Here is a 24,219-nt window from a genome sequence, read left to right as displayed (position 1 = left end):
TGTCCGGCCATTCTGATGGCGTACAAAGTCCCACCGCCCGGTTGCCCCACCCTTTCGCACCCCCCCTAGACTGAACTTCCAGCACAGGTGGCTACACGCTCGAAAGGCGCCCCCGTGTCCATCGGCAACTCCCCTGACGGCAACTTCCCCGAAGACGAGCGTCCGTTCGAAGACGACCGTGACGAACGCTTGGCGGAACGCCCCTCGATCGGCCGTGCCCTCCAGCAGGCACGCATCGAGGCCGGGCTGACCGTCGACGACGTCAGCAACGCCACCCGGGTCCGCATCGCCATCGTGCACGCGATCGAGCAGGACGACTTCACCCCCTGCGGTGGCGACGTCTACGCGCGCGGTCACATCCGCACCCTCGCGCGCGCGGTGCGCATCGACCCCGCCCCGCTGCTCGCGCAGTACGACGACGCCCACGGCGGGCGGCCCGCGCCGACACCGGCGGCACCGCTGTTCGAGGCGGAGCGGATCCGTCCCGAGCGGCGCGGTCCCAACTGGACCGCCGCCATGGTCGCCGCGATCGTCGCGGTGATCGGCTTCGTCGGCTTCACCGCGTTCAACGGTGGCGACGACGGTGACACCACGCAGGTCGCCGAGGGTTCCACGCCGACCACCAGCAAGCCCGCCTCGCCCACGCCCAAGGCCGACAAGCCCGACGCCGATCCGAAGCCCGACCCGACCGACAGCGCCATCGCGGCCGCGCCCCGTGACAAGGTGACCGTGCAGGTCAGCGCCACCGACGGCCGCAGCTGGATCTCCGCCAAGGACCACAACGGCCGGTTCCTGTGGGACGGCCTCCTCAAGCAGGGCCAGTCCAAGACCTTCCAGGACAGCTCCAAGATCAGCCTCGTCCTCGGCGACGCCGGAGCCGTCCAGCTCTACGTCAACGGCAAGAAGATCGAGGACGACTTCCAGCCCGGCCAGGTCGAACGCCTGACGTACACGAAGGGCGACCCGGAGGTCGGCTGACCGTCCGGTACGGAGCAGAGGGTGCACGTACACAGGACGCAAAGGGAAACGCATGCACGGGGTTGGCCAAGATCGGCCAACCCCGTCGACGTGGGCTGTCAGTGGGACGAAGTAGTCTTGAGCCCATGCCTGAACGCCGTACCGTCGCACTCGTCACTCTTGGCTGCGCCCGTAACGAGGTGGACTCGGAGGAGCTCGCAGGCCGCTTGGAGGCGGACGGCTGGGAGCTCGTCGAGGACGCCGACGAAGCGGACGTCGCGGTCGTCAACACCTGTGGCTTCGTGGAAGCCGCCAAGAAGGACTCCGTCGACGCGCTCCTGGAGGCCAACGACCTCAAGGGCCACGGCAGAACCCAGGCCGTCGTGGCGGTCGGCTGCATGGCCGAGCGGTACGGCAAGGAGCTGGCCGAGGCGCTGCCCGAGGCCGACGGCGTGCTCGGCTTCGATGACTACGCGAACATCTCCGACCGCCTCCAGACCATCCTGAACGGCGGCATCCACGCCTCGCACACCCCGCGCGACCGGCGCAAGCTGCTGCCGATCAGCCCGGCCGAGCGCCAGGAGTCGGCGGCCGAGGTCGCGCTGCCGGGGCACGCCCCCGTCGATCTTCCGGAAGGTCTCGCTCCTGCTTCGGGGCCGAGGTCGCCGCTGCGCCGCCGGCTCGACGGCTCACCCGTCGCCTCGGTGAAGCTCGCCTCCGGCTGCGACCGCCGCTGCTCGTTCTGCGCCATCCCCTCCTTCCGCGGCTCCTTCATCTCGCGCCGGCCGAGCGATGTGCTGAACGAGACCCGCTGGCTCGCCGAGCAGGGCGTGAAGGAGGTCATGCTGGTCTCCGAGAACAACACGTCCTACGGCAAGGACCTGGGCGACATCCGGCTACTGGAGTCCCTGCTGCCCGAGCTCGCCGAGGTCGACGGCATCGAGCGGGTGCGGGTGAGCTACCTCCAGCCCGCCGAGATGCGGCCCGGCCTCATCGACGTGCTCACCTCCACACCCAAGGTCGCGCCCTACTTCGACCTTTCCTTCCAGCACTCCGCCCCCGCCGTGCTGCGCTCGATGCGCCGCTTCGGCGACACCGACCGCTTCCTGGAGCTGCTCGACACCATCCGTTCCAAGGCCCCCGAGGCCGGCGTGCGGTCCAACTTCATCGTGGGCTTCCCCGGTGAGACCGAGGCCGACCTCGCGGAGCTGGAGCGGTTCCTGAACGGCGCGAGACTGGACGCCATCGGCGTCTTCGGGTACTCCGACGAGGAGGGCACCGAGGCGGCGACGTACGACGGCAAGCTGGACGAGGACGTGGTCGCCGAGCGGCTCGCCCGCGTTTCGCGGTTGGCCGAGGAGCTGGTCTCGCAGCGTGCCGAGGAGCGCGTCGGACAGACCGTGCGCGTGCTCGTCGAGTCGGTCGACGGCGACGAGGGCGCGTCCGGCCGCGCCGCTCACCAGGCGCCCGAGACGGATGGCCAGGTGCTGTTCACGAACGGCGACGAGCTGCGCGTCGGCCTGATGGTCGAGGCGAAGGTGGTCGGCACGGAAGGCGTCGATCTGGTGGCCGAGGCGCTTCCGGGTTCGCTCCACTCCCTCGCGTGTACTGAGGAGGCGGCCAGATGACGGGAGTCCCGGCATCCGCGGCGGGCGGCACCTCCGGCGCCAAGGGCGCGACGAGCGCCTCCGGCGCTCCCAGCGCCCCGAGCGCTGCCGGAGAAGCGCGGTCCGTGCGTGGCGGGAAGCTGGGAGCTGCCGCCGTCAACCAGGCCAGCCTCTGGAACATCGCGAACATCCTGACCATGGTCCGCCTGGTCCTCGTACCGGGCTTCGTCGTCCTGATGCTCATGGACGGCGGGTACGATCCGGTCTGGCGGGCCTGGGCGTGGGCGGCCTTCGCCGTCGCCATGATCACCGACGTCTTCGACGGCCATCTGGCCCGGACGTACGACCTGGTCACCGACTTCGGCAAGATCGCCGACCCCATCGCCGACAAGGCGATCATGGGTGCCGCGCTGATCTGCCTCTCCTCCCTCGGCGATCTGCCGTGGTGGGTGACGGGAGTCGTCCTCGGCCGGGAACTGGGGATCACGCTGCTGCGTTTCATCGTCATCCGCTACGGAATCATTCCGGCGAGCCGCGGCGGCAAGCTGAAGACACTGACCCAGGGCATCGCCGTCGGGATGTACGTCCTGGCACTGGAGGGGCCCCTGGCCACCCTGAGGTGGTGGGTGATGGCCGTGGCGGTCGTCCTGACCGTCGTCACCGGACTCGACTATGTGAGACAGGCCATTGTGCTGCGTCGGCGTGGAACCGCCGAGCGAGAAGCCGCGGCGGAGGGAGCGGAACGTTGACTTCCACGGCCGCCGACGTGCTGCGACTACTGACTGTGAGGGGTGAGACGCTCGCTGTCGCCGAGTCGCTGACCGGTGGTCTGGTCGCGGCCGCGATCACGGCGGCCCCGGGGTCCTCCCAGGCCTTCCGGGGATCGGTCACCGCGTACGCCACCGAGCTGAAGCACCAGCTGCTAGGCGTCGACGCCACCCTCCTGGACCAGCGTGGAGCGGTGGATCCGCAGGTCGCGGCCCAGATGGCGCTCGGTGTCCGCGAGGCGCTCGGCGCCGACTGGGGAATTTCGACCACCGGAGTCGCAGGCCCGGACCCTCAGGACGGCCAGCCCGTCGGCACGGTCTATGTGGCCGTCGCCGGGCCGTCCGCGGCGGGTTCCGGCGTCTCAGGTGGCGGGAAAGTGTCGTCGTTGCGGTTGAACGGCGGCCGGACGGAAATCCGTATGGAGAGTGTACGGAGCGTACTCGCACTGCTCCTTCAGGAGCTTGCGGGCGAACAGACCGGGAATGAGCGGGCACAGGATACGGAACAGAACGGGGGGACTTGATGTTTGCAGCCCTGAGTGAACACAACAGCGCTCCCCGCACGGCCGCAGCGCAAGGCGGTACGGTGGGGCGTGATGGATGCGGCTACGCGGTCCGAGGAGGGAGCCACCGATGATTCTGCTCCGTCGCCTGCTGGGTGACGTGCTGCGTCGGCAGCGCCAGCGCCAGGGCCGTACTCTGCGCGAAGTCTCCTCGTCCGCCCGAGTCTCACTCGGCTATCTCTCCGAGGTGGAGCGGGGGCAGAAGGAGGCTTCCTCCGAACTGCTCTCCGCCATTTGCGACGCGCTGGACGTACGGATGTCCGAGCTCATGCGGGAAGTGAGCGACGAGCTCGCCCTTGCCGAGCTGGCCCAGTCCGCAGCGGCCACCGAGCCGGTGCCAGCACCAGTGCGTCGACCCATGCTCAACTCCGTCTCGGTGGCCGGTGTGCCGCCGGAGCGGGTCACGATCAAGGCGCCCGCCGAAGCGGTGGACGTCGTCGCGGCGTGACAGCCGTGTGTGTGAGGTTCGGCGCGCGCCGATGAAGTCAGAGATGACGCGGTAAGAAGCGGAAGCGGGAGCCCCGGACGGGGCCTCCAGGGAGACCTGGGGGTGCCGACCGGGGCTTCTGTGTTGCCTGGGGCTCCCGTTTGCCGGGGTGGTGGTGTGCGGTCATGGTGGAGGGGCGGGCTCGGGGGCGTGCGTGCGATGCGTTCGTACGCCGCGGCAGGCGCACAGGGTCGTACGGGCGCACAGGGTCGTACGGTCCGTCTCAAGAAACCGGAGCGTGCTGATGTACGTGGTGAAGAGCCCGCTGTCCGAGGCCGATCTCAAGACCGTCTCCGAGGCGCTGCAAGGTGCCCTGGTCGATCTCGTCGACCTCTCGCTCGTGGCCAAGCAGATCCACTGGAACGTGGTCGGGCCGCGCTTCCGGTCGGTCCATCTCCAGCTCGACGAGGTCGTGGACACCGCCCGGCTGCACTCCGACACGGTCGCCGAACGCGCTTCCACGCTCGGTGTCTCGCCGGACGGGCGGGCCGGGACGGTGGCCGCGAGCAGCGGTATCGGCAAGGTCCCCGACGGCTGGGTCAAGGACACGGACGCGGTGGGGACCCTGGTGGACGCGCTCGGCGCGGTGATCACCCGGATGCGGGCGCGGGTGGAGAGCACCGCGGAGGCGGATCCGGTGAGCCAGGACATCTTCATCGGCATCACGGCCGATCTCGAGAAGCACCACTGGATGTTCCAGGCGGAGAACGGGTAGCGGGGGCACGTGCGCGCGGATGCCCGACCCGGCCGTGCCCGTGGATGCGGCGGGGGCGTGGGGAGCGCGGTGTGCGGCTGCGGGGCGCGTCGGGTGCCCTGGGGACGCCGTCTCTGTGAGGAGGCCGTGCGTCCCTGTGCCGGTGGTGCGCCCTCTCCGGCCGTGACAGGGCCCGTCTAGCGTCGTTCTGGGGGCCCGGAGGCCTGGAGGTGGCGGCCATGCGGACAGTTCGCTGGGGGGCGGCTCTGGGGCTCGGTGCGCTGTGGTGGTGGGGTGTGCTGCGGCTCGCGCTGGTGCCGGACGCCGGCGCGGTGGAGGGGGCGGTCGCGGCCGGTGGGTGGGGGCTGAGTCTCCTGCCTGTGCACTGCGTACCGAAGGGGCGGGCGCCGGGACGGCCGGGGGACGCGTCAGGGGGCGCGGGGGGTGGCCCGGCTCTGGGGGGTGCGGTGGGGGCCGCGCTCACCAGGGCATGGCCACCCCGCCGTTCGGGCGGAGGATCTGGCCCGTGGTGAACGCCGAGGCGTCTGAGGCGAGATGCAGCACGGCGTGCGCGATGTCGTCGGGCTCACCGACCCGGCCCAGCGGTGACAGCCTGGCCATGAAGGACTCCGTCCGCGCCTGTGTCGCGCTGTCGTGGCGGTCGGTCATGGGCGTACGGATCCAGCCCGGGGCCACCGCGTTGACGCGGATGCCGTGCGGGCCGACCTCGGTCGCCAGGGTCTTCGTCAGCTGGACCACCGCGGCCTTGGTCACGCCGTAGCAGAGCAAGCCGGGACCGCCGGTGTCGACGGCGCCGGAGGCCATGGTGACGATGCTGCCCCGGGTCCCGTCGGCGATCATCCGGCGGGCCGCTTCCTGGCAAGCGTGCAGTACGCCCTTGAAGTTGACGCTCCACACCCGGTCGAGGTCCTCGTCGCGGGTCTCGAGGACCGGGCTGCTGTGCATGATCCCGGCGATGGCCGCAGTCACATGGAGCCGGTCGCAGGCGGCCACCGCCCGCGCGAGCTCGGCGCGGTCGGTGACGTCGAGATGGTGGGTGTGCGCGGTCCCGTTCCCCGCCTTGATCAGGGTCGCCGTCTCATGCAGGCCCTGCGCGTCACGGTCCGCGCAGTGCACGGTGGCGCCCGCCTGGGCGAGCAGCACGGCCGACGCGCGGCCGATACCGCTGCCGGCGCCGGTGACGAACGCGGTGCGGCCGGTGAGGTCATACGCCGGAATGGGCATGAGGCGACGGTACGAGCGTTTCTGACGGTCCGTCAATTAGGTGGGTGGCGTTGAGCGCGGGGGTTCGGACGGGGTGCTGCGGCGGTGCCCGGTGCCGGCGCGGGGCCCGTCTGGCAGGTGGGGCACCAGTAGGTGGGACGTTCGCGGGAGCCGTCGCCCTGGTCGGCCGCGCGGACGGAGGTGTGGCAGCGCAGACAGGGGCGGGGGGCTCTGCCGTACACGAAGAGGTCGTGGTGGCGGTGGCCCGTCGTGCTGCGGATCGGCCGGTCGCGGTTGGCCTCGAGGAGCTTCTTGGCGAGGGCGGGCAGACGGGTGGCGATGTCCTCCGGGAGCGCGCCGACGGGCAGCCAGGGGGTGACCCGGAGCAGGAAGCACAGCTCACTCTTGTAGACATTGCCGATGCCGGCGAGATTGCGCTGGTCCAGGAGGGCCTCGCCGAGGGGGCGGGCGGGGTCGCTCAGGAGGTTGGCGAGGGCCTGGTCGGGGTCCCAGTCCGGGCCGAGCAGATCAGGGCCGAGGTGGCCCACGGCGCGGTGTTCGTCGGTGGTGCGGATCAGCTCCAGCACGGGGAGGCGGTAGCCGACGGCCGTACGGTCGGTGGTGCCCAGGATCGCGCGGATCTGGTGCGCCGGGCCGCCGCGCCAGCGCTCGTCGTTGCGGTACACCTTCCAGGAGCCGTCCATCCGCAGGTGGGAGTGGAGGGTCACGCCGCCTTCGATGCGGGTGAGGAGGTGTTTGCCGCGGGGGGTCACGTCCAGGACGGTACGGCCGGTGAGGTCGGCCGTGGCGTACTTCGGGACCCTGAGGTCGAAGCGGGACAGGACTTTGCCGGCGAGGGCGGTGTGGAGTCGTCTCGCCGTTTGCCAGACGGTGTCACCTTCGGGCATGGGTCAAGGGTGGCATGGGTTTGGGGTCGGTCGCGCAGGTCCCCTCGCCCCTTCGGGCCGGGCTCTCGTGGTCAGGGGCTCAGTGATCAGGCTCGGATGCGTAGGCCGCGTGGGGTTGCGATGAAGCCTGCTCCTTCGAGAAGGGGGCCGTGGGGGGACGTGAGGGCGGAGGTGCCGTTCACGCGTTCCACGGTGACCGTGCCGAGTGAGCCTGCTCGTGCCGCTGCGGACAGGGCTTCGGCTGCCGGGCGGAGGCGGGGGTCGTCCATCGGTCTGCCGTCCGGGTCGGCGGGCCAGGCCAGCAGGGTCTTGCCGCCGCGCTCCATGTAGAGGGTCAGCTCGCCGTCTACCAGGACCACCAAAGAGCCCGCCTTGCGGCCAGGTTTGTGGCCGGCCTCGGTGGGCGGCTCGGGCCAGGGGAGGGCGGCGCCGTAGGCGTTCGCGGGGTCGGCGGCGGCCAGGACGACGGCTCGGGGGGAGGGGGTGGGGCGGGTGCGGTTCGGGGGGCCGCCTCGGCCGTAGGAGCTGGATTGGTTGTACGCGTTGCTTCGGCCGTGTGGGCTGCTGGGGTTGCTGTAGGAGGTGCCTTCGCCGTACGGGCTGTGCTCGCCGTAGCTGCCGTAGCTGCCGTAGCTGCCGTAGCTGCCGTGGGAGTCGGAGGCGGCCTCGGCGTCTGTGTCCGCGTCTGCCTTGGTCTGGGCGTCGAAATCGGCTGGGGCGAAGGGGGCGCTGAGAGTGGAGGAATTCCTTGGCCCGGGGCCGTCGGGGAGGGCAAGGCTGTCCGGGAAGCCGTCCCAGGGGGCCGGGGTCGGGCCGGGGCCTTCGGTGGAGTCGTGCGGGGTGGGGCTGGGCAGGGGCTCGTTTCGTTCGCGGGCGTTGGCCACGGCCCGTAGGCGGTCCACTGCGCCGTCCATCGCGAACTGGGCGGCGCCCAGACCCTCGACCACATAGCCGCGTCGGGCCTGGCCGCTCTCCTCGAAGACGGAGAGGACGCGGTAGATCGCGGAGAAGCCGCCCTCGACTCCCTCGGCGGCCACGGCGCCTCGGGTCACGACGCCGTGGCGGTCGAGGAGGGTGCGGGCCAGGGCGTGGGCGCGGACAGTGGGGTCGGGCTCCTGGGCGGGGAGGAGGGACCAGCGGCCGGCGACCGTGGGCGGGCCCGTACGGGACTGGGGGCGTGCGGCGGCGGTCAGGGAGCCGTACCGGCCGCGCGGGACCGTGCGCTTGGCGCGGTGGGCGGTGGAGCCCGCGGTGCGGCCCGAGCCGAGGAGGGAGCGCATGGGGGCGAGGGTGTCGTTGGTGAGCCGGCCCGACCAGGCCAGGTCCCAGACGGCATCGGACAGTTGGGGGTCGGTGACGTCGGGGTGGGTGGTCGCGCGGACCTGGTCGGCGATCTGGCGGAAGAACAGGCCGTAGCCGCCGGAGAGGGCGCTCAGGATCGACTCGTGGAGCGCGGTCAGCTCCAGGGGGAGCGGGGGTGGGAGGAGGAGCGGAGCGGAGTCCGCCAGGTACAGCGAGACCCAGCCGTCCTTGCCGGGCAGGGCTCCCGCGCCCGCCCAGACGACTTCGCCGGCCGCGGTGAGCTCGTCGAGCATCGCGGGGGTGTAGTGGGCCACCCGGGTCGGGAGGACCAGTTTCTCCAGCGCGGAGGCGGGCACCGAAGCGCCTTGCAGCTGCTCGATCGCGCGCACCAGTCCGTCGATGCCGCGCAGCCCGTGGCCGCCGCCCACGTGCTGCCACTGCGGCAGGAACTGGGCGAGCGCGGCGGGCGGCACCGGCTCCAGCTCGTGCCGCAGGGCCGCCAGCGAGCGGCGTCGCAGACGGCGCAGCACCGCCGCGTCGCACCACTCCTGGCCGATGCCCGCCGGGTGGAACTCACCCTGCACGACACGGCCGTTCGCCGCGAGGCGGTGGAGGGCGCCGTCCGTGACCGCCACGCCGAGGCCGAAGCGGGCGGCGGCGGTGGCCGAGGTGAACGGGCCGTGCGTGCGCGCGTACCGGGCGAGGAGGTCGCCGAGGGGGTCCTTGACCGGCTCGGTGAAGGCTTCCGGAACGCCGACCGGCAGGGCCGTTCCGAGAGCGTCGCGCAGGCGGCCCGCGTCCTCGATCGCCGCCCAGTGGTCCGTGCCGGCGATCCGGACCCGGATGGCACGGCGGGCCCCGGCCAGCTCCCGCGCCCACTGCGGTTCGGCGCCGCGCTCGGCCAACTCCGCGCCCCTGAGCGGTCCGAGGAGACGAAGCAGGTCCGCGACGCCTTCGGCGTCCTTGACGCGGCGGTCCTCGGTGAGCCACTGCAGCTCCCGCTCCAGCTCGACCAGCACCTCGGCGTCGAGCAGCTCCCGCAGCTCCGCCTGGCCCAGTAGCTCAGCCAGCAGCCGCGAGTCCAGGGAGAGGGCGGCGGCGCGGCGCTCGGCGAGCGGGGAGTCCCCCTCGTACAGGAACTGGGCGACGTAGCCGAAGAGGAGGGAGCGGGCGAAGGGGGAGGGCTCCGGGGTGGTGACCTCGACGAGGCGGACCTTGCGGGACTCGATGTCGCCCATCAGCTCGGTGAGGCCGGGGACGTCGAAGACGTCCTGGAGGCATTCGCGGACCGCTTCCAGGACGATCGGGAACGAGCCGAACTCGCTGGCGACCTGGAGCAATTGGGCCGCGCGCTGGCGCTGCTGCCACAGGGGCGTGCGCTTGCCGGGGTTGCGGCGGGGCAGCAGGAGCGCGCGGGCGGCGCATTCGCGGAAGCGGGACGCGAACAGCGCTGAGCCGCCCACCTGGTCGGTGACGATCTGGTCGACCTCGCCCTTGTCGAAGGCGACGTCCGCCGCGCCGACGGGGGCCTGCTCGGCGTCGTATGCGGTACCCGCCTTCATGGGCTCCATGTCGAGCAGGTCCAGGCCCATCAGGTCGGCGTCGGGCAACCGCAGCACGATGCCGTCGTCGGCGTGCATGACCTGGGCGTCCATGCCGTACCGCTCGGACAGCTTCGCGCCCAGGGCGAGCGCCCAGGGGGCGTGGACCTGGGCGCCGAAGGGGGAGTGGACGACGACCCGCCAGTCGCCCAGCTCGTCGCGGAAGCGTTCGACGACGATCGTGCGGTCGTCGGGGACGTGGCCGCAGGCCTCGCGCTGTTCGGCGAGGTAGGAGAGGACGTTGTCCGCGGCCCAGGCGTCGAGGCCGGCCGCCAGCAGGCGCAGCCGGGCGTCCTCCTCGGACAGGGAGCCCACCTCGCGCAGGAATGCTCCGACCGCGCGGCCCAGTTCGAGCGGGCGGCCGAGCTGGTCGCCCTTCCAGAAGGGCAGGCGGCCCGGGACGCCAGGGGCGGGGGAGACCAGCACCCGGTCGCGGGTGATGTCCTCGATGCGCCAGGAGCTGGTGCCGAGGGTGAAGACGTCCCCGACCCGGGACTCGTACACCATCTCCTCGTCGAGCTCGCCGACCCGGCCGCCGCCCTTCTTGGGGTCGGAGCCGGCGAGGAAGACTCCGAAGAGGCCTCGGTCGGGGATCGTGCCACCGGAGGTGACGGCGAGACGCTGGGCGCCCGGCCGCCCCGTGATCGTCCCGGCGACCCGGTCCCACACCACGCGCGGGCGCAGCTCCGCGAAGGCGTCGGACGGATAGCGGCCCGCGAGCATGTCGAGGACCGCTGTGAACGCGGACTCGGGGAGGGCGGCGAACGGGGCGGCGCGGCGGACGGTGGCGAGGAGGTCGTCGAACTGCCAGGTGTCCATCGAGGTCATGGCGACGACCTGCTGCGCCAGGACGTCCAGGGGGTTGCCGGGGATCCGCATGGACTCGATGGAGCCGCTGCGCATCCGCTCGGTGACCACGGCCGACTGGACCAGGTCGCCGCGGTACTTGGGGAAGACGACGCCTGTGGAGACCGCGCCCACCTGGTGTCCCGCGCGGCCCACGCGTTGCAGGCCGGAGGCGACCGAGGGCGGCGACTCCACCTGGACGACGAGGTCCACCGCGCCCATGTCGATGCCCAGTTCGAGGCTGGAGGTGGCGACGACGGCCGGGAGGCGGCCCGCCTTCAGATCCTCCTCGACCAGGGCGCGCTGCTCCTTGGAGACGGACCCGTGATGGGCCCGCGCGAGGACCGGGGGCGCTCCCTGGGCCGCGCCCGAGCCGCCCATCAACTCGGCCGGGGCGTGATGCTCGTCCAGGGGCTCGCCGGTGGCCCGCTCGTACGCGATCTCGTTGAGCCGGTTGCACAGCCGCTCCGCGAGGCGGCGGGAGTTGGCGAACACGATCGTGGAGCGGTGCGTCTGGACGAGGTCGGCGATCCGCTCCTCGACGTGCGGCCAGATCGACGGCCGCTCCGCGCCCTCGCTGCCGTCGGCGACCGGGGAGCCGCCCAGCTCGCCCAGATCCTCGACCGGCACGACGACGGAGAGGTCGAACTCCTTGCCGGACGGGGGCTGGACGATCTCCACCCGGCGGCGCGGGGAGAGATAGCGCGCGACCTCGTCGACGGGGCGCACGGTGGCGGACAGACCGATACGGCGTGCGGGCCTGGGCAGCAGCTCGTCGAGCCGCTCCAGGGAGAGGGCCAGGTGGGCGCCTCGCTTGGTGCCCGCGACCGCGTGCACCTCGTCCAGGATCACTGTCTCCACGCCCGTGAGCGCGTCGCGCGTGGCCGACGTCAGCATCAGGAACAGCGACTCGGGGGTGGTGATCAGGATGTCCGGCGGGCGCGTGGACAGGGCGCGGCGCTCGGCGGCCGGGGTGTCCCCTGAGCGGATGCCCACCTTGACCTCGGGCTCGGGCAGCCCGAGGCGCACCGATTCCTGTCGGATGCCGGTCAGGGGACTGCGCAGGTTCCGCTCCACGTCCACCGCGAGGGCCTTCAGCGGTGACACGTACAGCACCCGGCAGCGCTTCCTCGGGTCGGCCGGGGGCGGGGTCGACGTCAGCTGGTCCAGCGCGGCGAGGAACGCGGCCAGCGTCTTGCCGGAGCCGGTCGGGGCGACCACCAGCACGTCCGAGCCCTCGCCGATCGCCCGCCACGCGCCCGCCTGGGCCGCGGTGGGCGCGGAGAAGGCCCCCGTGAACCAACCGCGGGTCGCGGGGGAGAAGCCGTCGAGGGCTCGATCTGCGGAGCTGACCATGCCCCCATCCTGCACCCGCCCACTGACAATGGCCCGGGCCTGCGGTCGGACTGTCCGGGTTCGCCTTGGGCGCGACCTCGGCCGGTGGCGGGCCCAGCCCGCCGGTGTCCTGGTGGCCGCGCTGGCCCCCCGGGTCGTCCTCTGGGTGGAGGGGGCCGCAGAGCCGACGACCGACCGGGCGGCCGGAAGGAGGCGGCTGTCGGGCGGCACCGCGCGCGTGCGCCCTGTTTGTGCGGCACGCACGCGTGGCGGCGTTCTCGCCGAACCCCGACCGTCCTCAGCCGATCGGCCGCCCGTACGCCCGCAGCGTCCGCAGCGCCTCGATCGTCACGATCGGGCGGCTTTCCATCGCGGTGCTCGGGGCCCACCGTCGCCAGCGGATCGGCCAACCGCCGTCCTCGGTCTGCTCACTCGCCAGGAAGTCGAGGGAGCGGGCCATCTCCTCGTCGGTGAACCACGCGCGGGCGAGCGACTCCGGGGTGCGGGCGAAGTCGTGCGGGTAGTGGTGCTCGCCCGGTGCGTAACCGGCGGACACGGGGTAGTCGTCGGGCCGGTCCGGATCCAGCGTGGCGAGCCGGTGTTCGCGTACCAGGCGGCCGAGCCGGTCGGCGGCCGCCTGCGCGCGGGGGCGGTCGGGCACGGACTCCAGGAACGCCACGGCGGCGTGGACCTCGTAGGGGTGTGACTTCTCCAGGGACTCGACCGCCTGCCAGCAGAAGTCGGTGGCCCGGAACAGCCACGCGTGCCACACCTGGTTGCGGTGCAGCAGGCCCACCACGGGCCCGGTGGCCAGCAGGTCACTGGGCGGGTCGTCGACGATCGGCACGAACGGCGCGGCCGGGTAGCCCCGCTGGCTGGGATGCACGGCCGGAAGGGCCCCGTCCGGGGTGGACACCGAGGTCAGATAGCGGCAGACCCGCTCCACGCGCTGCCCGCCACAGCGTCCGATCGAGTCCAGGACGCGCAGCGCGTGCCCGGTGTGCAGCGGCTGGCTCACGGGCCCGCGCAGATCGGGTTCGAGCGCGTGGCCGTACCCCTCGTCGGCGTTGCGATAGGCGGCCAGCGCGGCCTCCACCGCGTCGGCACCCCCGTCCAGGAAGTGGTACGCGAAGCGGCGCTGTTCCAGTACGCGCGCGGTCAGCCAGACGAACTGCTCGGCGCGGGCGAGTGGGGTGTGCGCCGGGGACGACGAGGGGAGTGGGGATGCTCCGGTTTCGGCCATGGGTCCGACCGTAGGGCGGAAAGCGGTCTCGGGAGGCGGTCCCGGCGAGGCCCACCCCCTCGGCGGGATACTGGACTCATGCGGTTGACGGTCTTCTGGCAGCGGATGGCGGATCACTTCGGTGAGGGGTACGCCGAAACCTTCGCGCGCGATCACGTGATGTCCGACCTCGGCGGGCGCACCGTGCATGAGGCGCTGGACGCCGGCTGGGAGGCCAAGGACGTGTGGCGCGTGGTGTGCGCGACCATGGGCGTTCCGGCCGAAAACCGCTGAAAGCGCACGGACTTCACCGATCCGTCGCCGGTAGTCGGTCCGGAAGATCCGGGGGCGGCGTCTGATTGTCGGTGGTGTGGGCGAGACTTGGTCCGTGGCCCCCACAGACGAGACCGCGCAGTTCGAGCCCGAGGCACCCCCGTTCGGTACGACACCGCCCACCAGGCCCCTGGCCGGTCCGGGTCCCGGTGCCGCGCCGAACGGCCGCATGCCCGGCTGGCTGCCGCGCGCCATGGTGCTGGCGCTCTCCCTCGTCGCCGTCTTCCAGCTGGGCAGCTGGGCGTTCCACCAGCTCATCGGGCTGCTGGTCAACATCCTCATCGCGTTCTTCCTGGCGCTCGCCATCGAACCCGCGGTGAGCTGGATGGCCTCGAAGGGCCTGCGCAGGGGCTTCGCCACCTTCCTGGTCTTTTTGATCACGCTGATCGGGGCCGCCGGGTTCGTCACCCTGCTCGGCTCGATGCTCGCCGGCCAGATCATCAAGATGGTCGAGGACTTCCCGGCGTACCTCGACTCCGTCATCAGCTGGATCAACACGACCTTCCACACCGAGCTCAAGCGCGTCGACATCCAGGAGGGGCTGCTGCGCTCCGACTGGCTGCAGCGGTACGTGCAGAACAGCGCCACCGGCGTCCTGGACATCTCCACGCAGGTCCTGGGCGGCCTCTTCCAGTTGCTGACGATCGCGCTGTTCTCCTTCTACTTCGCCGCCGACGGCCCACGGCTGCGGCGCGCGCTGTGCTCGGTGCTGCCGCCCGCCAAGCAGGCCGAGGTGCTGCGCGCGTGGGAGATCGCCGTCGACAAGACCGGCGGCTATCTGTACTCACGCGGGCTGATGGCCCTGATCTCAGGTACGGCGCACTACGTCCTGCTGGAGTACCTGGACGTGCCGTACGCGCCCGCGCTCGCGGTCTGGGTCGGTCTGGTCTCGCAGTTCATCCCCACCATCGGCACCTATCTCGCGGGCGCCCTGCCGATGCTGATCGCCTTCACGGTCAACCCCTGGTACGCCCTGTGGGTCCTCGTCTTCGTGGTCATCTACCAGCAGTTCGAGAACTACGTGCTGCAGCCCAAGCTGACCGCCAAGACCGTGGACATCCACCCGGCCGTCGCCTTCGGCTCGGTCATCGCCGGCACCGCGCTCCTCGGCGCCGTCGGCGCGCTCATCGCCATCCCCGCCATCGCCACCCTGCAGGCCTTCCTCGGCGCGTACGTGAAGCGGTACGACGTCACGGACGACCCTCGGGTGCACGGGCACCGCAGACGCGGCTCGCGCAACCTCCTCGCCCGACTGCGCAAGCGCCCGCACGAGAGACGGGAGCAGGACGGGACCGGTGGGGATGTCCTCACGCGCGTGCGCAAGCGGCTGGAGGAGAAGCTGGACCACAGACGACGCACGGGGGACGGGGACGGCGCCGGACCAGGGGGCAGCACCGCACCGGAAGGCGGCTCCAGGCCCGACGACGGCTCGGGCCCCGACAAGGGCTCGGGACCGGACGACGGCCCCAGGCCCGACAACGGCTCCGGCCCTGGCGACGGCACCCCGTGAGGCGGCTGTCGCCGTAACCCGTCCACCCGACCGATGCCGAGCCCGGCACACGGCCCCCGTCCGCGCGTGAACCCACCCCTCCGGAAGCCCTCCGGGGGCCGAGTGGTGCGCTTGACACTAAAATCGAACATCCATTCTTATGGAGGCTCCGGCGGGGCCCCTGGCGGAAGTTCGCCAGGGTTTTCGTGGAGAAGTGCCCGAGTTATCCACAGGTCGGGCGGGCGTCGGGGCCCATTGTCAGTGGCAGGCGTTAGCGTCTTTCACGTGAAGCGATCGACTCAAGCAAATCGGGTGGAACCCATGGCAGGAACCGACCGCGAGAAGGCGCTCGACGCCGCGCTCGCACAGATTGAACGACAGTTCGGCAAGGGTGCGGTGATGCGCCTGGGCGAGCGGCCGAACGAGCCCATCGAGGTCATCCCCACCGGGTCGACCGCACTCGACGTCGCCCTCGGTGTCGGCGGCCTTCCGCGCGGCCGTGTGGTGGAGGTGTACGGCCCGGAGTCCTCCGGTAAGACGACCCTGACCCTGCACGCGGTGGCGAACGCCCAGAAGGCCGGCGGCCAGGTGGCCTTCGTGGACGCCGAGCACGCCCTCGACCCCGAGTACGCGAAGAAGCTCGGCGTCGACATCGACAACCTGATCCTGTCCCAGCCGGACAACGGCGAGCAGGCCCTGGAGATCGTGGACATGCTGGTCCGCTCCGGCGCCCTCGACCTGATCGTCATCGACTCCGTCGCCGCGCTCGTCCCGCGCGCGGAGATCGAGGGTGAGATGGGCGACAGCCACGTCGGTCTGCAGGCCCGCCTGATGAGCCAGGCCCTGCGGAAGATCACCAGCGCGCTCAACCAGTCCAAGACCACCGCGATCTTCATCAACCAGCTCCGCGAGAAGATCGGCGTGATGTTCGGCTCCCCGGAGACCACGACGGGTGGCCGCGCGCTGAAGTTCTACGCCTCCGTGCGCATCGACATCCGGCGCATCGAGACCCTCAAGGACGGCACCGAGGCGGTCGGCAACCGCACCCGCTGCAAGGTCGTCAAGAACAAGGTCGCGCCGCCCTTCAAGCAGGCCGAGTTCGACATCCTCTACGGCCAGGGCATCAGCCGCGAGGGCGGCCTGATCGACATGGGCGTGGAGCACGGCTTCGTCCGCAAGGCCGGCGCCTGGTACACGTACGAAGGCGACCAGCTCGGCCAGGGCAAGGAGAACGCCCGCAACTTCCTGAAGGACAACCCGGACCTCGCCAACGAGATCGAGAAGAAGATCAAGGAGAAGCTGGGCGTCGGCGTCCGGCCCGAGGAGCCCAGCACCGAGCCGGGCGCGGATGCGGCGGTCTCGACCGCGCCTGCCTCGGACGACGCCGCGAAGTCGGTGCCGGCCCCCGCTGCCAAGGCCCCCAAGACCAAGGCCGCGGCGGCGAAGAGCTAGTCCGTGACACGCAGAACGGACTGGGGCGAGTACGCATACCCCAGTGCCCCCGAGAGCCGGGGGCGCGGGGGTACCGGGGGACCCGTCAGGGAAGGGCACGGGTCCGGACCGTACGACGACCCACCGTCGTACGGCGCGGACGGGCTCCATGACGATGAGTTCCACGACGGCGAGCCGTACGACCGTGACGGCGACGGCGACGGCGACGGCTACAGCGACGGCGACGGCGATACCGGTCGGCGTGGGGACGGCTCGCGCTCCGGTGCGGGCTCGGGCGGCGGTGCCCGTCGGCGCGGTGGCGGTGCCTCGCATGGTGTGGGCGACGGCGATGCTCGTGGCCGGCGCGGTGGCCGTGGCGGTCGCCGGCGTGGCTTCGGGGAGTCGGGCGACGGCCCGGACGACGGGGGGCCGCAGGACGGGGGTTCGTCTTTCTCGTCGAGGGCCGAGAAAGGCGAGTCCTCAGGGGACCCGGCTGAGCGGGCGCGCGCGATCTGTCTGCGCCTGCTCACCGGGACCCCGCGCACCCGCAAGCAACTCGCGGACGCCCTGCACAAACGCGAGATCCCCGAGGATGTGGCGGACGAGGTGCTGTCACGGTTCGAGGAGGTCGGGCTGATCAACGACAGCGCGTTCGCGGACGCGTGGGTGGAGTCCCGGCACCACGGCCGGGGCCTGGCCCGTCGAGCCCTCGCCCGTGAGCTGCGCACCAAGGGCGTCGACTCGGCGCTGATCGACGAGGCCGTCTCCCAGCTCGACTCGGAGCAGGAGGAGAGCACCGCGCGCGAACTCGTCGCCCGCAAGCTGCGCTCCACCCGGGGCCTCGACCGCGACAAACGCCTCCGCCGCCTCGCCGGCATGCTCGCCCGCAAGGGCTACCCCGAGGGGATGGCCCTCCGGGTCGTCCGCCAGGCACTGGAGGAAGAGGGGGAGGACACGGAGGGGCTGGACGAGGGGTACTGAGCGAGGGGCTGCCGTTCACGCTCCTCGTCAGGCCAGTGTCCCCCGAGCTCACTGCCAGTCGGCCGGTCGCTCCACGTGCTCCAGGCGCAGCACCTGTCCCGTGCGGCTGAAGCGGCGGATGCGGGGGAGGGGCGGGTAGTAGGCGTGGACGGAGATCGCGTGCTCGTCGGTGGACTCGTTGAGCACCTCGTGGACGTGGTGGCGTCCGAAGGAGCGGCCCTTTCCGGCGGGCAGCTGACGTTCGCGGTCGACGCCTTCGGTGAGTTCGAGGGTCTTCCAGCCGTCGGTGGGCAGCCGGGCGGCGAGCGAGTACTCCTTGAGTTCGCCCGCCGCGGTGACGAAGGCACCCACCGAGTCGGCGTGGTCGTGCCAGCCGGTCCCGGTGCCGGGCGGCCAGCCGATGAGCCACGCCTCGCTGCCGCCGGGACCTTCGAGTCGAACCCAGGTGCGGCCCTCGGGGTCGAGGGGGAGCGAGGCGATCAACTCGGCGTCGGCGGCGGTTCGACGCGCGAAGCCGAGCAGTTCCGCCTGCGTGGGGGCGGAGACGGCCGGCGCGGAGGTGGGAGGAACAACGGGGGACACAGACACGGGTACCGTCCTGAATTGCGTTCGCTTGGGCGCGCGGCGGCAGACAGGCGGCGCGCGCGAAAGAAGAGGGATGCGAGTTCAGCAGGACGGACGACACACGCAACCCGCATAGCGGACGAGGTCCATATGGACCCTCCGCCACAGGCGCGTAGAGGTGTCGGTCACGGTCCGGAGTACACCATGACAGCGCGGAGCGGTCAACTGACCGTCACTATGTGGACACACAGTGACGGCGCGGCCCGGAGAGTCCGGCGTTTCAGCGGGAACCGGCGGCCGCCTCCGCGCTCTCGGGCTGTTGCCTCGCCCCGCCCAGCGTCGCCTCCGCCGCCGTGTACAGGTCGGCCGGGCGTACGCCGGCCAGGGCGGTGACGAGGTGACCGTCGGGGCGGATGAGGAGGACGGTGTGGGCCGCGGCGCCCGGGTAACTCTCGGCGACCAGCAGCTCGGCGGGGCGTGGCAGGGCGGCGACCGCGGCCGCGAGGCGGGGCATGAGTCCGGCGCTCATCCAGTGCCTGCGCTCCCACACTCCGGTACCCGGCGCGACCAGCAGCACCAGCAGCGCCCCGCGCCCGAGCCGGTCCCGCAGAGGAACGAAGGAACCGTCCTCGGCGGTCACCTCCACATCGACGACCTGGGCGCCCGGCAGTGTGTGGACAGGAGCTTCGGAGGCGGCGGGCGGAGGCATGAGCGGGGAGTCGGCGTACGTCCCCGGCGCACCCAGTGCACCACGCCCCAAGTGACCGTCGGCGAGCAACGCGTCATGGCCCCGGGTCGAGCCGGGGACGTACGAGCGAAGGCCCTTGCCGCCGCGCAGCAGGGGCAGCACCTGGTCGGCGGCGCGCAGCCGGGTGGCGACGACCGCGCGGCGCTCCGCCTGGTAGCTGTCGAGCAGCGCTTCGTGCGGGCCGTGGTGCCAGGCCAGGGCGAGTTTCCAGGCGAGGTTGTCGGCGTCCCGCAGCCCCTCGTCGAGGCCCTGGGTGCCGAGGGCCCCGAGCAGATGCGCGGCGTCCCCGGCGAGGAAGACCCGGCCGACCCGCCACCGCCGGGCGAGCCGGTGGTGCACGGTGTGGACACCGGTGTCCAGCAGGTCGTACGGCGGGGTGGAGCCGCCCGTCCAGCCCGCGAGGGTCTCGCGGACGCGGGCCACGAGGAGTTCCGGCGTCACCAGGTCCTTGCCCGGCGGCAGGAGCCAGTCCAGACGCCACACGCCGTCGTCGAGCGGCCGTGCGGTCACTTCGCCGCCGGACGGGCCGGAGGTCCGCCACGGTGGCATCCGGTGCAGCAACGCTTCGCCGGGCCAGGGGAGTTCCGCGCGCAGCGCCGCGACGGCGTGCCGTTCCACCGCCGTACGGCCGGGGAAGCGGATGTCCTGGAGTTTGCGGACCGTCGAGCGCGGACCGTCGCAGCCGACGAGGTAACTGCCCCGCCACCAGGTGCTCTTGGGCCCGCGGGTGTGGGCGGTGACGCCGGAGGCTTCCTGCTCGATCGCGTCGAGCCGGCCCTCCACGGCGACCTTGACGAGCCGTTCGCCGGCGATGGCGTCGCGCAGGGCGGCGGTCAGGACGTGCTGGGCGATGTGCAGCGGGGGGAGGTCTGAGGAGCCCTCGACGATGTCCTCGGGCCCGCCGCGCCCACCCCTTGCGCCTTCCCGGGCCGGAACCGCGGAGTCCTCGAAGTCGTCCTCCCCGAACCGGACGCGACGCATCACCTGCTTGCGCCGCATCGACCGCCATCCGGCCCAGCGGCAGCCGGCCTCGGTGAGCGGGACGCCGGACAACCGTTCCAGCAGACCGGCCGTGTCGTCGTGCAGGACGACCGTCCGCGCGAGCCGCTGCTCGTCCTTCCCCGGCCCCTCGTCCAGGACCACGGACGGCACCTCCTGGCGCGCCAGCGCCAGGGCGAGCGTGAGCCCCACGGGCCCCGCTCCGACGATGATCACCGGGTCCACGGCGCGGCGCTCCCTGCCCGACATGACGCCCCGGCGGACGTGGATGAACAGAAGGTTGGAGCAGGGTGCACGATCACAGAACGTATGCAACCCATTGCCGGTGCTTGCGTCAAGCGACGGAGGGGGTGGCGACCAGGTCTTTGTCCTACAAGTCGCTTCGCCCAGGCCTTCAGGGCTCTCGTGGCTGAAGCTTCTGCGAACGGCAGGCCCCGTCAGTACGGAGCGACCCGGGACGCCTTGAAACAATCGTGCGAGCGAGGCTCAACGAGGCGTGGAAAGGGCGGTAGGGCGCGAGTGCATGGTGCACGCCATAGCTGAACGCGGCCCATCACGGTTGTACGGTGCATCCTTGTCCCTGCGTTCCTCATTGGGAATTTGCGAATTCATCCAGTTGGAACACCGATGCGTACGAAGGGCGAGGGGAATGGGTTTGTCGTTGCTTGCGAGTCCGCTGCACTACATGACCAGACGGGGCTCCGTCGCAGTGGCCGGTGTCGTGTTGGTGGCGTCGACCATGTTCGCTGCCGCACCCCCTGCGGCGGCCGCTGGTTGCACCTCTCCAAAGCTAAAAATCCGATATGACACGACCCGATCGAGGGTGCATTTGAAGGCGTGGTTCCACACAAATCCCGGCTGTAAATCAAGAGTGTTGAAGCTTCGAGGCCAGATCTTCTGCGGGGATCCGGTAAAGAAGGTCTACGACAGGAACACGATGGGGAGGGCGCCGCTTGCGACGCAGATGAAAACTCTGCCTTCCAAGAAGAGGTGTCAGAGATTCGTCGCCTCCGTCGTCATCAACTATTACATCGGTGAAGACTTCGATGACAGGTGGACATGGAAGTGGGGCGAGTACCCGGCATGATCTGGCGCGGGCGAATGATGACGGCGGTGCGCTGTTGTGTACGCGCAAGGCTGATGACTCTGGGTATCGCTCTCGGCCTTGTCGCAGCTGGCCTTTCGGCGATGCCTGCCGCAGCCGACGACGTCGATGCTGTCTATCTCGGCACGCGTAAGGGGACTGTCGGCGTCGGTGCGCTCCCGACCAAGTGGAGGTACTCGGACAGGCAGTACCGCAGCCTGATGATGGCCAACACACGGAACCACTACTTTCGTGTGACCTACAAGGGGTGCATGGAATGGCGGGTACGAATCGCTGTGGCTCACCCCAGAGGTGGGTACATGGATGATGAGACGACCGTGGAGGGCTGCAACCAGACGGCTGTCGTGAGCATCATCGGCAAACGGAACGCCAACGTCACGCTCGGCATCACCATTTCCATGAGTGGAGATACCTCCAGCATCTCGGTGAAGCCCATCAAGTGATTGAGTGACCCGGAGATTGACCGAGTAAAACCCCGGGGAGGGCAGTACACCGTGTGTACTGCCCTCCCCGGGGTTTTACGGAAGGCCTCGGAGTTACGACTTGATGTCGCCCTGCGGCTCGGTCGGTGGGGCGTGCCCCACGGTTTCGAGGTCGTCGATCATCTCCGCTCCGACCACTGCGCCCGTGCTCTTCTTGCTTCTCCTGAGCCGGCCCTCCAGCCAGCTCGCGAAAGTGGTGAGCGCGAAGTTGAGGGCGATGAAGATGACGGCTACGACGGTGAAGCTGGCGATCGTGTTCGCGCCGTAGAACGAGCTCATCGGACGGACCGAAGCCAGCAGCTCGGAGAAGTTGAGCATCGCCCCGCCGAGCGCGGTGTCCTTCACGATGACCACCAGCTGGCTGACGATCGCGGGCAGCATCGCCGTGACCGACTGCGGAAGCAGTACGGAGCGCATGGTCTGGCTCTTGCGCAGGCCGATCGCCATCGCGGCTTCCGACTGGCCCTTCGGCAGGGCCAGGATGCCGGCCCGCACGATCTCAGCTAGCACCGACGCGTTGTACAGCACGAGGCCGGTGACCACCGCGTAGAGGGGGCGGTCATCCTGGCTGACGTCGGTGTACTCGGCGAACACCGCATTGGCGAAGAGCATCAGGATCAGCACGGGAATCGCGCGGAAGAACTCCACCACAGCCCCGGAGGGCCACCGCACCCACCGGTGGTCGGAGAGCCTCCCGATACCGAAGACCGCACCGAGCGGGAGGGCGATGACCATGGCGAGGGCGGCCGCGATGAGGGTGTTCTCCAGGCCGGGCCAGATGTAGGTGGACCAGACCTCGGTGCCCGTGAAGAAGGGCGACCACTTCTCCCAGGCGAGCTGGTTCTTCTCGTCGAGCTTGAGGTACACCCACCAGAGCACGACGGCGAGGACGGCTACGAACAGCACCGAGAGGATGGCGTTCCGCCGCTTGGCCTTGGGGCCGGGAACGTCGTAGAGGACCGAAGTCATCGCTTCACCGCCACCTTCTTGCTCACCCAGCCGAGGAACAGACCGGTCGGGAGGGTGAGGCAGACGAACCCGAACGCGAAGATGGCCGCGATAAGGAGGAGTTGGGCCTCGTTCTCGATCATCTCTCTCATCAGGAGCGCGGCCTCTGTCACGCCGATCGCGGCGGCCACCGTGGTGTTCTTGGTCAGGGCGATCAGCACGTTCGCCAGCGGCCCGACGACCGAACGGAACGCCTGCGGAAGCACTACCAGGCCCAGTACCTGGCTGAACTTCAGCCCGATGGCGCGGGCCGCCTCGGCCTGGCCGACCGGCACGGTGTTGATCCCGGAGCGCAGCGCCTCGCACACGAACGCCGCCGTGTAGGCGATCAGACCGAGCACGGCGAGCCGGAAGTTGATGGTCTCGAACCGCTCCCCGCCGAGATCGATGCTCAGGGTGGAGAAGAGGCCCAGGTTGGTGAAGACGATGATGATCGTCAACGGGATGTTCCGCACCACGTTCACATAGGCGGTGCCGAACCCGCGCATCAGGGGAATGGGGCTGACCCGCATGGCGGCCAGCAGAGTGCCCCAGATCAAGGAGCCGATGGCTGAGAGGACGGTGAGTTGTACCGTCGTCCAGAAGGCCCCGAGCAGGTTATAACCTTCAAGAAAGTCGAACACGATCTCCCGCGCTTCCGCGTAGGGGAGGGCGCGGCGCGCCGCCGCGACGGCGGCGCGCCTACACAGTCGCCCTGGGTCAGCTGACGATGTCGCCGATCTTCGGCGCGGGCTCGTTCTTGTAGTTCGCCGGGCCGAAGTTGGCCTTTACGGCCTCCTCCCAGGAACCGTCCGAGACCATCTTCTCCAGGGCAGTGTTGATCTTCGCCTTGAGGTCGCTGCCCTCCTTGACGCCGATGCCGTAGTTCTCGTTGCTCAGCTTGAAGCCGGCCAGCTTGAACTTGCCCTTGAACTGCTCCTGCGCCGCGTAACCGGCGAGGATCGAGTCATCGGTGGTCAGCGCGTCGACGGCCTCGTTCTCCAGACCGGTGAGGCACTCGGAGTAGCCGCCGTAGTTCTGGAGGTCGGCCTTCGGGGCGATCTTCTCCTTGACGTTCTGCGCCGAGGTGGAACCGGTGACCGAGCAGAGCTTCTTCTCGTTCAGGTCTTCCGGCTGCTTGATCGAGTCGTCATCGGCGCGGATCAGAACGTCCTGGTGGGCGAGGAGGTACGGACCGGCGAAGTCGACCTTCTCGTCGCGCTCCGGGGTGATCGAGTAGGTGGCGGCGATGAATTCGACGTCACCGCGATCGAGCATGGTCTCGCGGTCGGCGCTCTTCGCCTCCTTCCACTCGATCTGGTCCTCGTTGTAGCCGAGTTCCTTGGCGATGTACGTGGCGACGTCGACGTCGAAGCCCGAGTAGCCGTCCGGGGTCTTCTGGCCGAGGCCCGGCTGGTCGATCTTGATGCCGACGGTGATCTTCTTGCCGCCACCGGACCCCGAGCCACTCTCGCCGTCACCGTTGTCACCACCACAAGCGGTGGCCGTGAGAGCGAGGACGAGAGCGGCGGCCGAGGCGGCTGAGACCTTGCGGAGCTTCATGGTGAACATCCTTTTCTGGTAAGA

The 24,219-nt window shown here is 70.6% G+C and carries 23 protein-coding genes; 13 read left to right on the top strand and 10 right to left on the bottom strand.

The window, feature by feature from the left end; genetic code table 11:
* Positions 1-114: 114 nt before the first annotated feature.
* The 7 genes from ACWD26_RS30795 (at position 115) to ACWD26_RS30765 (ending at position 5,608) form a co-directional block, all read left to right on the top strand.
* Positions 115-978, top strand: coding sequence for a helix-turn-helix domain-containing protein (locus ACWD26_RS30795; RefSeq protein ID WP_451275224.1), 864 nt, complete (start codon positions 115-117; stop codon positions 976-978).
* Between the two features lie 125 nt (positions 979-1,103).
* Positions 1,104-2,585: a 30S ribosomal protein S12 methylthiotransferase RimO gene (gene rimO, locus ACWD26_RS30790; RefSeq protein WP_451275223.1), complete on the top strand. Its 1,482-nt coding sequence runs from the start codon at positions 1,104-1,106 to the stop codon at positions 2,583-2,585.
* Positions 2,582-3,313, top strand: coding sequence for a CDP-diacylglycerol--glycerol-3-phosphate 3-phosphatidyltransferase (pgsA, locus tag ACWD26_RS30785; RefSeq protein ID WP_451275222.1), 732 nt, complete (start codon positions 2,582-2,584; stop codon positions 3,311-3,313). The genes rimO and pgsA overlap by 4 nt, the downstream gene beginning before the upstream one ends.
* Complete coding sequence (locus tag ACWD26_RS30780) at positions 3,310-3,855, top strand: CinA family protein (RefSeq protein WP_451275221.1); 546 nt, start codon at positions 3,310-3,312, stop codon at positions 3,853-3,855. Before pgsA ends, ACWD26_RS30780 begins: the two co-directional genes overlap by 4 nt.
* 109 nt (positions 3,856-3,964) lie before the next feature.
* Positions 3,965-4,342, top strand: a complete 378-nt coding sequence (locus ACWD26_RS30775; RefSeq protein ID WP_005481441.1) for a helix-turn-helix domain-containing protein — start codon at positions 3,965-3,967, stop codon at positions 4,340-4,342.
* Positions 4,343-4,625: 283 nt separating this feature from the next.
* Positions 4,626-5,096: a Dps family protein gene (locus ACWD26_RS30770; protein ID WP_451275234.1), complete on the top strand. Its 471-nt coding sequence runs from the start codon at positions 4,626-4,628 to the stop codon at positions 5,094-5,096.
* Between the two features lie 218 nt (positions 5,097-5,314).
* Entirely contained in the window at positions 5,315-5,608 is a 294-nt protein-coding gene (locus tag ACWD26_RS30765; protein WP_451275220.1) for a hypothetical protein, read from the top strand.
* Here the strand turns inward: ACWD26_RS30765 and ACWD26_RS30760 are convergent.
* The 4 genes from ACWD26_RS30760 to ACWD26_RS30745 form a co-directional block, all read right to left on the bottom strand.
* Positions 5,556-6,320, bottom strand: coding sequence for an SDR family NAD(P)-dependent oxidoreductase (locus ACWD26_RS30760; protein WP_451275219.1), 765 nt, complete (start codon positions 6,318-6,320; stop codon positions 5,556-5,558). The genes ACWD26_RS30765 and ACWD26_RS30760 overlap by 53 nt on opposite strands.
* 32 nt (positions 6,321-6,352) lie before the next feature.
* Positions 6,353-7,207, bottom strand: coding sequence for an Fpg/Nei family DNA glycosylase (locus tag ACWD26_RS30755; protein ID WP_451275218.1), 855 nt, complete (start codon positions 7,205-7,207; stop codon positions 6,353-6,355).
* Positions 7,208-7,293: 86 nt separating this feature from the next.
* Complete coding sequence (locus tag ACWD26_RS30750; protein WP_451275217.1) at positions 7,294-12,312, bottom strand: ATP-dependent helicase; 5,019 nt, start codon at positions 12,310-12,312, stop codon at positions 7,294-7,296.
* A gap of 277 nt (positions 12,313-12,589) precedes the next feature.
* Complete coding sequence (locus ACWD26_RS30745) at positions 12,590-13,534, bottom strand: hypothetical protein (protein ID WP_451275216.1); 945 nt, start codon at positions 13,532-13,534, stop codon at positions 12,590-12,592.
* Between the two features lie 78 nt (positions 13,535-13,612).
* On the opposite strand from ACWD26_RS30745, the gene ACWD26_RS30740 reads away from it, so the two are divergent.
* From ACWD26_RS30740 to recX, 4 genes are all read left to right on the top strand, one after another.
* Positions 13,613-13,807 carry a DUF3046 domain-containing protein gene (locus ACWD26_RS30740; RefSeq protein ID WP_451275215.1) on the top strand — a complete coding sequence of 65 codons (195 nt, stop codon included), beginning with the start codon at positions 13,613-13,615 and terminating at the stop codon, positions 13,805-13,807.
* A 208-nt stretch (positions 13,808-14,015) separates the two neighbouring features.
* Positions 14,016-15,356, top strand: a complete 1,341-nt coding sequence (locus ACWD26_RS30735) for an AI-2E family transporter (RefSeq protein WP_451275233.1) — start codon at positions 14,016-14,018, stop codon at positions 15,354-15,356.
* Between the two features lie 300 nt (positions 15,357-15,656).
* Positions 15,657-16,787: a recombinase RecA gene (recA, locus tag ACWD26_RS30730; RefSeq protein ID WP_451275214.1), complete on the top strand. Its 1,131-nt coding sequence runs from the start codon at positions 15,657-15,659 to the stop codon at positions 16,785-16,787.
* Positions 16,788-16,790: 3 nt separating this feature from the next.
* Positions 16,791-17,747: a recombination regulator RecX gene (recX, locus tag ACWD26_RS30725; protein WP_451275213.1), complete on the top strand. Its 957-nt coding sequence runs from the start codon at positions 16,791-16,793 to the stop codon at positions 17,745-17,747.
* 48 nt (positions 17,748-17,795) lie between these two features.
* Here recX and ACWD26_RS30720 read toward each other — a convergent pair whose 3' ends face one another.
* From ACWD26_RS30720 to ACWD26_RS30710, 3 genes are all read right to left on the bottom strand, one after another.
* Positions 17,796-18,335 (bottom strand): cysteine dioxygenase, encoded by a 540-nt coding sequence (locus ACWD26_RS30720; protein ID WP_451275212.1) that lies wholly within the window; start codon positions 18,333-18,335, stop codon positions 17,796-17,798.
* Between the two features lie 78 nt (positions 18,336-18,413).
* Positions 18,414-18,500: a putative leader peptide gene (locus ACWD26_RS30715; protein WP_316731559.1), complete on the bottom strand. Its 87-nt coding sequence runs from the start codon at positions 18,498-18,500 to the stop codon at positions 18,414-18,416.
* 91 nt (positions 18,501-18,591) lie between these two features.
* A complete protein-coding gene (locus tag ACWD26_RS30710) occupies positions 18,592-20,283 on the bottom strand; it encodes an FAD-dependent monooxygenase (protein WP_451275211.1) in 1,692 nt (563 codons plus the stop codon).
* Between the two features lie 460 nt (positions 20,284-20,743).
* Between ACWD26_RS30710 and ACWD26_RS30705 the strand changes: the two genes are divergently transcribed.
* Positions 20,744-21,145, top strand: a complete 402-nt coding sequence (locus ACWD26_RS30705; protein WP_451275210.1) for a hypothetical protein — start codon at positions 20,744-20,746, stop codon at positions 21,143-21,145.
* Between the two features lie 53 nt (positions 21,146-21,198).
* Positions 21,199-21,606 (top strand): hypothetical protein, encoded by a 408-nt coding sequence (locus ACWD26_RS30700; RefSeq protein ID WP_451275209.1) that lies wholly within the window; start codon positions 21,199-21,201, stop codon positions 21,604-21,606.
* 93 nt (positions 21,607-21,699) lie between these two features.
* On the opposite strand, the gene ACWD26_RS30695 is transcribed toward ACWD26_RS30700, so the two are convergent.
* The 3 genes from ACWD26_RS30695 to ACWD26_RS30685 form a co-directional block, all read right to left on the bottom strand.
* Complete coding sequence (locus tag ACWD26_RS30695; RefSeq protein WP_451275208.1) at positions 21,700-22,614, bottom strand: amino acid ABC transporter permease; 915 nt, start codon at positions 22,612-22,614, stop codon at positions 21,700-21,702.
* Positions 22,611-23,276: an amino acid ABC transporter permease gene (locus tag ACWD26_RS30690; RefSeq protein WP_451275207.1), complete on the bottom strand. Its 666-nt coding sequence runs from the start codon at positions 23,274-23,276 to the stop codon at positions 22,611-22,613. The genes ACWD26_RS30695 and ACWD26_RS30690 overlap by 4 nt, the downstream gene beginning before the upstream one ends.
* Before the next feature lie 76 nt (positions 23,277-23,352).
* Positions 23,353-24,195 (bottom strand): glutamate ABC transporter substrate-binding protein, encoded by an 843-nt coding sequence (locus ACWD26_RS30685; protein ID WP_451275206.1) that lies wholly within the window; start codon positions 24,193-24,195, stop codon positions 23,353-23,355.
* Positions 24,196-24,219 lie beyond the last annotated feature (24 nt).

Source organism: Streptomyces sp. NPDC002787 (assembly GCF_053592095.1).
The sequence above is the reverse complement of the archived record's forward strand: the minus strand, read 5'-3'. Positions and strand labels throughout refer to the sequence as shown.